Source organism: Lysinibacillus sp. GW821-FHT14F06 (assembly GCF_058803665.1).
In genome coordinates, this window is record NZ_JBXAPF010000022.1 from 79,566 (window position 1) to 86,960 (window position 7,395).

At 37.1% G+C, this 7,395-nt stretch carries 6 protein-coding genes; 4 read left to right on the forward strand and 2 right to left on the reverse strand.

Annotated elements, in window-relative coordinates; genetic code table 11:
• Positions 1–153 precede the first annotated feature (153 nt).
• The 3 genes from AC1RNS_RS18245 to AC1RNS_RS18255 all read left to right on the forward strand — a co-directional run bounded on the left by AC1RNS_RS18245 (position 154) and on the right by AC1RNS_RS18255 (position 3,369).
• Positions 154–507: a hypothetical protein gene (locus AC1RNS_RS18245; RefSeq protein WP_492994714.1), complete on the forward strand. Its 354-nt coding sequence runs from the start codon at positions 154–156 to the stop codon at positions 505–507.
• 345 nt (positions 508–852) lie between these two features.
• Entirely contained in the window at positions 853–2,484 is a 1,632-nt protein-coding gene (gene abc-f / locus AC1RNS_RS18250) for a ribosomal protection-like ABC-F family protein (protein ID WP_492994715.1), read from the forward strand.
• 66 nt (positions 2,485–2,550) lie between these two features.
• On the forward strand, positions 2,551–3,369 hold the full coding sequence (locus AC1RNS_RS18255) for a hypothetical protein (RefSeq protein ID WP_492994716.1): 819 nt from the start codon (positions 2,551–2,553) through the stop codon (positions 3,367–3,369).
• Positions 3,370–3,608: 239 nt separating this feature from the next.
• Here AC1RNS_RS18255 and AC1RNS_RS18260 read toward each other — a convergent pair whose 3' ends face one another.
• Both AC1RNS_RS18260 and pdxR read right to left on the reverse strand, forming a co-directional pair.
• The gene (locus AC1RNS_RS18260) at positions 3,609–4,100 is read right to left on the reverse strand and encodes an SRPBCC family protein (RefSeq protein WP_492994717.1); all 492 of its coding nucleotides are present in this window, start codon (positions 4,098–4,100) and stop codon (positions 3,609–3,611) included.
• A 1,310-nt stretch (positions 4,101–5,410) separates the two neighbouring features.
• The gene (gene pdxR, locus AC1RNS_RS18265) at positions 5,411–6,811 is read right to left on the reverse strand and encodes a MocR-like pyridoxine biosynthesis transcription factor PdxR (protein ID WP_492994719.1); all 1,401 of its coding nucleotides are present in this window, start codon (positions 6,809–6,811) and stop codon (positions 5,411–5,413) included.
• 213 nt (positions 6,812–7,024) lie between these two features.
• On the opposite strand from pdxR, the gene AC1RNS_RS18270 reads away from it, so the two are divergent.
• The coding region (locus AC1RNS_RS18270; RefSeq protein ID WP_492994720.1) for an IS110 family transposase at positions 7,025–7,395 on the forward strand (371 nt) is incomplete at its 3' end.

Below are 7,395 nucleotides of genomic sequence, written 5' to 3' on the forward strand. Positions count from 1 at the left end.
ACCTGTAGAGGGGGGAGTCTTCTGTATCTGCCGCTATGCTTTCGATACAATAAACATTTGCTGAATGAAGATAAAATGTATCCTCTAGGCAATAGTGCAACAGTTATTCGCCCTTTTTCATATACTGACTTAAGTAAAAGGGGGGAGTTTGTATTGTATTATAATCCATATGGAGAGAACTTCCGACGCCCAGGTTGGAATGAACCTAATTTTGAATCGTCGTTTGGACCACCTAATTTTGGACCACCGCCAGCAGGTCAAATGCCAATGAGCACACCACCAAGCTTTTCACCACCTATTCCAGCATGGCAAGTAGGCTCAAGTGGTATCCGATCCTGTCTATTTAGAAATACGTTTATTTGGATGAATAATGGAAGAAGCTTTTGGTTTTTCCCAACTGCGGTAGGGCGGGAATTTGTAGCTGGTTTTAGATGGAGCAATCGCTATGGCTGGCGCTTCCGTACCATTACTAGAAATAGCATACGTTCCTTTGAATGTTTTAGGTAGTATAAATATTTGGCTTTTGTAAAAATGATGTTACAATGATTGTAACGAAAAATGAAGGGACGATGGGGGGCTAATGAATAACTAATCTTAATTTTTGTACATGAAAAAGTTTTTTCAATGACTCAAAAATAGGATTAGTCTGCCCATTTTCCATCACTACAGTTTGTGTCAATAATGTTGATGCTTCGTTGTGCTTTCCTATGTTCAGGAAACCTTGCATTTTTAGTAATGGACACAAAGTTAGCTGTTTAATAGCTTATTTGTGCATGATATTGTTGCGACTAATCCTTCCAAAATAATTGGAGGGATTTTTTTGTCCCTCTAAATTGAGAGGAATGGATACGTATGAAGGAAATTCTGCAATTACAGGATGTACGATATGAAATTAACGACACAATGATTTTTGACAATGTTTCAGGTGCCGTAAAACAAGGTGAGGTAATAGGCATCATCGGAAGAAATGGTGCTGGTAAATCCACATTATTACAATTGATCTCAGGTTTATTAGAGCCCTCTACAGGACAACTACGCTGGCTATATTCTGTAAAAGTTGTCTATGTAGAGCAAGAACTAGCTTATTTTGATTTGACGGAGGTTACAACGAATGAGGCTGATTTACTGGCGAAATGGCTGGTTCCCAATGTACCCTTCTCTACATTAAGTGGTGGAGAAAAGCTGAAGATGCGGCTTGCAGAAGGCTTTTCCAAAAACGCCCAGGTACTCTTGCTTGATGAACCAACAAATCATTTGGATGCGCAGAGCATGGCTATATTGATAGAGCAAGTAAAAAATTATACTGGCACAATCATTGTAGTTTCCCATGATCGGTATTTTTTAGATGAGATTGCAACGAAAATTTGGTCATTGGAAGAGGGAAAACTTATTGAGCATAGTGGTAATTATTCAAGCTATATGGAGGCTAAAGAGCATCGCAAATTAACTCAGCAGCGAGCATATGAAAAGCAGCAAAAACAAATTGAACGAATAGAAGACCAAATGCAAGCTTTAACATCCTGGTCTCAAAAGGCACATGCGCAATCTACAAAGAAGGAGGGATTTAAGGAGTATCACCGTGTCAAAGCAAAGCGAATGGATGCACAGATTAAGTCAAAGAAAAAAAGGTTAGAGAAGGAGTTAGCAAAGAATAAGATTGAAGCAGTTGCTCCTGAAGATGAAATACGTTTTACCTTAGGAACAAATCAACGAGTAGGCAAGAGAATGCTAGAGATAAAGCGTTTAAAGATGCATTTTGAAGAACGGCTGCTGTTTCAGGATGTCAATTTGACTGCTAAATTTGGTGATAAAATTGCTATAACGGGAACCAATGGCAGTGGAAAAACGACATTATTAAAAATACTTTTAGGTCAGTTGAAGGCTGAGGGGGAGATTTGGATATCTTCTGCAGCAAATATTGGCTATTTAACACAAGAGGTATTTGATTTGCCACTTGAGCAGACACCAGAGCAATTCTTTTATAAAGATACCTTTGAAGAGCGCGGTAAGGTAAGAAATCTCATGAAGCATTTAGGGTTTACATCAGCCCATTGGACATCTCCAATAGGAAAGATGAGTATGGGGGAGCGGGTGAAATGTAAACTGATGGTGTATATTTTAGAAGATAAAAACGTTCTAATTTTGGATGAGCCAACAAATCATCTTGATTTACCGTCACGTGAACAGCTGGAGACAACGCTTGCCCAATATAAGGGTACATTACTTGTAGTATCACATGATCGATATTTTCTTGAGAAGGTGACGGATAGTGTGTGGGAGATACACCATCATCGTATCGAGAAAAAATGGAGCGATAATTCTCTCTCAACAGTTAATGCTAAAGAGACACTGCGTTTAACGCTTGAAACAGAAAGACAAGAGATATTAGGGAAGCTGAGTTTTTTACCAACCAAGGATAGGGATTATGCTTGGCTAGATCAAAAGTTTAATGAGCTAACGAAGCGAATTAATGAACTAAAATAAACGTTTAAGCCGATAACGAGCAGGGAAAAATACAATAATAAAGCATTTAAAATAGGAGGCAATGTCATGAAAAAACTACTTTTTGCTCTAATGCTATTTAGTTTCACTATCATCAGCGCCTGCTCTGACAGTGATGAAAAAAATAACACGCAACCGGAAAAAGATCTTCCATCACAGGAAAATGAAAATCAACAGGCACCTGAAAAACAGAATGAAAAGCCTGAAACGAATGACAATAACGAAAACACAGTAGCATCCATTACACAGACTGAAGCTTTAAAGAATATAAAGGAACAGCTAAAAACAAAGCTTCCTATTTATCTGCCAGCAAAGCTCCCTGTTCCAGAAGGTGCTTTCCTAACGGCAACGACTAAGGCTGAGAATCAACAAGTTGAAATTATTTTTTATGAAAGTGAACAGTATTTACCTATTAATGATATTAAGCTTAAAAATCCAGAATCTGCGACAGTGCTTGCCCGACTTACTGTGAAACAATATGGAAGTACAAAAGAAGCCAATGAGCAGATTTCCTTTGAGAATTTTAGCAAGAGTGGTGGTCAGGAGGTCGATCTTGGCTATAAAATTAAAGGCTATCAGGATGCTGGCGTTGGATCGTTATGGACTGGCTGGAATGAGGGGAGATGGGCAATAGCGACTCATACACGAACAGACAATCCAGAAGCAGGTGTAAAGCTTGCAAAGCAGGCAGTACAATTTTTAGAAACGCATATGCTTCCAGTGCCAAAGCAAAACGGTTCTGCCCATTTAGATGTTTATGAAACAGGAAATTTAATTGTTTGGCAGGATGAAGCCCTTGTCTATACACTTGATTCCATAAAAGATCCACTAAAAACACTTGAAATAGCAACAGCATTTTACCACTAATTAAAACCCTCCTAGAGCAGAGAATAGGGCTCTAGGAGGGTAATTTTATCTTGCTTCAGAGAATACTTCCATCTCTATAGTTCAGCGTACAAATGCCCGCTGAAATAGCGGAACTCAGGCTAAGAACTTCACTTCCTGTGAAAACGCCTGAGTGACCAAAATCATGTTGCTGCCGCTACGTTAACACTACGCTTTCGCACAAAAAACATCATGTTGCTGCCGCTGTGTTAACACTCCGCTTAAATCTTTTCTACTTCCGCTACAAGCTGCTTATATTCTGTAAACTGTTTTTGCCATTCTTCCATTGGAAAATTCTCATGTATCGTTCTATTTAATAAGTCTGACAGCAGATCCAAGCATATATGCCAACCAGCTAAATCTTTAGGAGTATGGTCTGTTAATTCTTCAATTGATTCTGCTAGTAGGAGTACGGAACCGTTGTCTGTAGGGGATAGCTCAAATCTGACCTTATCATTGCCCCAATCAAATTCAAGCACTTCTTTTGCTGCATAGTCTGTTATACGGATTTCTAAAAAGACATCTGTGCCATCATTCATATTAAAATGGATTTTACCATTTTTCTGTAGATTGATGACTTCTAAGTTACTCATCCATTTTTGAAGCTTGTCATTTTCCGTTAAAACAGCCCAAACCGTCTCCGTTGGATATGGTAATGAGCGGCTGAACTTGACGATGTAATGATTTTGTTGTTTATGAATTGTAACAAGCATAAGGTAACCTCCTTATTTCTTTAATTTAACGCTGAGTTCTTCTTTTTGAACAAAGAAACTAAAACTTATCATAAAATATAAAGGATATTTTTAATAAACTCAAAATTAAGGATCAAAAGGTTGTTAAATGCTATTTTTCATTTAGTTCAATATTTCTTTTTCTAACACGTGTATTATAATGAATGCTACATCCTTACAATTCCCAATCAAAATATGTAAAATATAGAAGAGGCTGCTCTTTATATTGTTCTGAAATGTGAGCCAACATGAAAGCAAAGCGACTAATACGAATTCCACCATAATGAAAACAGGGTAGTAATGGATATTAATTTCTTGAATAATTGAAGGAAATCTTTGTCATAAAATCAAGAAATAAGGATATTTTAAAAAATTATCAGGAGGTGACGTGCAATCTCAAAAATTAAGGGGAAAGAAGAGCATATTCATATACAAGATACTCAAAAAATAGTGTTGGATAAAAAAGAGGAAAGGATGAAGGGTTCATATTTATACGTCGTAATTGTTTTACTAACTATTATTGTACTATCGATCTTTATGATTATTCTTAGTATAAGGTATACAACTGCGAACGAAATTCATTTACCGCTGTCAGTAATCATATGGAGCATTGTGAATAGCATCCTAGTCTTCATGACTTATTATATTTTTAAACAGAATATACGCGTTGTGACTCGATGGCAGGAAAATGAACGATTGCGAAAATGGATTATATTTTTGAACAGGCCGATTATGTCAACATTATTATTGTTAGCTGGCCTTGGTTCGTTATGGATGGGTGCAATTTTATTTTGGCATACGTTATGGTTTGTACAAACCTGCTTTACCATTTTATTTATTACATGTATGATACTTTGGGAAACGTATAGTATGAGAGATAGGCGATGGAGTAAGTGTCCTCATTGTAGAAATGATATGTCAAGGAAGCAAATTTTTCAAAAGTCCTTCATTCCATTTCGAGAAAAATGTGATTTCTGCAATAAATTAATTTATGCCAATCCTAGAGATAACCAAAATAAAATAATCATTTATTTGTTTCCTCTTTGTTCAATGTCGCTCCATACATTATTTGATCTACATCTTTTTCTTGTTCTATTATTTGCTGTTGGGTTTTTTACATCCTTCTATTATTTTGTGTTACCTTATCTAATAACCTTTTCGGATAAAGAGCAAGGTTGGTGAAAATGTATGTGGAATGTTAGTCATTAATACATTCAGTAAAAATATATAGAAACTTTCTAAATTCGATGCCAATCAAATTTAGAAAGTTTTTTTGATAAAAGATGTTTGCTTTATTTTACTGTTGAATTCAGTGCTCGCAAAAGTCTTTCCACACCCTCTTCAATTTCTTCCTGCTTCAAATGTCCATAGCCAATAATTATTCGATTATAATAGTTTCCCTTTACAATGGTATGATCCTCCACTGGGTATACTTTAACTCCAAATTGTTCGATTTTTAACAATATCTCTTGAGAAAAATGAATGTCCTTAAATTCGGCAACCAAATGCATACCTGTAGAGTAACCAAGTATTTTTATGTTAGTAGAAAAAGCTGTATGTAAACATTGTATAAGAAAGTTACGTTGCCTTTTATAAAATTTCTTCATCTTTGCAATATGGCGTTCCAAGTAGCCTTCGCTTATAAAACGTGCCAGAGTAAGTTGTTCTAAAGAGGGCGTATGTAAATCTGTAAACCATTTCACCTGCCTGCATTTTTCAATAAGATGTGTCGGCAAAACGATATATCCGATGCGTAGTGCTGGAGAGAGAATCTTACTAAAGGAACCAATATAAAGTACATGCTCTGGATCTAATCCTTGTAAGGAGCTTACAGGCAAGCCCTCATAGCGAAATTCACTATCATAATCATCCTCAATCAAGTAACAATGATATTTTCTTGCATATTGGACTAGTTGAATTCTGCGCTGTATTGGTAATGCACCACCTAACGGAAATTGGTGTGAGGGTGTGAGAAATATAAATTTTGGCTCTATGTTTTCTGGCAATAAAGTAGTTTTCATTCCATCCTCATCAACAGGAATGGGATAAATCGTAGCACCAGAGGATGTAAAGATTGTTTGAATATCATTCGTAATGGGATCTTCCATTATGGCTATATCATTGGGCGATAAAAGTAATCTGGAAACTAACGTCATTGCTTGTGTAGCACCAGATGTTATGATAATTTGCTCTGGATGACATTGTACTCCCCTCGTTCTTTTCAAGTAGTGAGCCAATGTTTGTCTTAATTCTAGACGACCCTCAGGTAAATCATAGCCCAAATCCGTTGATTCGCTATCACTCCATAGCTGATGTGAGAGCTTTGCCCAGGTTTTGCGAGGGAAGAGGTCTAGTGCTGGGATTCCTGAGCGAAAATTAATGATATCATTCTTTGCATGTTTATGATCAACTTCCTGTATTTCTTGTGGGGTATCTGCTTTTGTTAAAGAGGCGCCCTCTGCAACAAATGTACCCGAACCTCTCTGTGCAAATAAAAAACCTTCAGCTAAAAGTTGATCATAGGCCTCCAATATGACATTTCTTGAAACGTGTAGCTCAGAAGAAAGCTCACGTGTTGATGCAAGCCTTACGCCTGCTTGCAGTTCGCCACTTAAAATGTTTTCACGAATTTGCTGATAGACTTGCCGATTTAAAGGTATAGCTGAAGAACGGTCAATTGGTATCCATAACAATATATTTCGCCTCCTCTTGAAATTGGTACCTTAAAAATTTCTACAAAGTGGTTCTACAACTACCAATTTTACCATGTTAAAGTACAGACAAATAGCAATAAGGAGCATTCCTGTTAGAAGGATTTTCAGGGGCTTGAAATCAGAAAAGCCCTCTTGTATGATGCATGAGTGTCAACAGCCATTGACCCACTATCACACAGGAGGACTCCTTTTATGAATTCTAATAGGAACCAAAAGATTAATCAAGTCTCTGAAAAAACACTCGTCATCGGTATCGATATTGCCAAGCGTACACATTATGCATGCGCGGTTGATGAAAGAGGACGCGTGCTCCATAAATCGTTCCCTTTCTCGCAAACAAGAGAAGGTTTCGATGCTTTTTATGAAAGATTACTGGCTTTACGTGCTACCCATGAAAAAAGTGAAATTCTTGTCGGTTTCGAGCCCACAGGTCACTACTGGATGAATCTCGCTGCCTATCTTCAAGCACATGGAATTCCATTTATCATGGTGAATCCTCATCATGTCAATCGTTCCAAAGAGCTAGATGACAATCTTCAAACAAAGAATGACCAAAAGGATGC